Raw genomic sequence first — 235 nt, 5'->3', positions numbered from 1 at the left:
GAGGATGGTAAATGTCGCTATCCAATTTGTTGGAGTATGAATCTCCTGGAGAATATCGGCAACATTACGAACGCAATTTTTGCCGAGGTGTAATTGTTACCGCTGATGACATACGCATTTACTTTAAACCACAGAAGTTTGGTCATGCCTTCTACCAAAACTCGCAACGCAGAAATGGACCAAAAGATGAATTTGCTCCTGAGCGGGCGATGCGAATGGATTGGATAAAACATAC

At 42.6% G+C, this 235-nt stretch carries 1 protein-coding gene; it reads left to right on the top strand.

From position 1 onward, the window contains the following. Positions 1 to 11: 11 nt before the first annotated feature. Positions 12 to 235, top strand: a 224-nt coding sequence (locus tag R0K30_RS23555; protein ID WP_410613454.1) for a hypothetical protein, incomplete at its 3' end; no start/stop codon positions are given.

It is taken from the genome of Bacillus sp. SIMBA_154 (assembly GCF_046536015.1).
GTDB lineage: Bacteria > Bacillota > Bacilli > Bacillales > Bacillaceae > Bacillus > Bacillus pumilus_P.
This window is presented reverse-complemented; position numbering and strand designations above follow the sequence as displayed.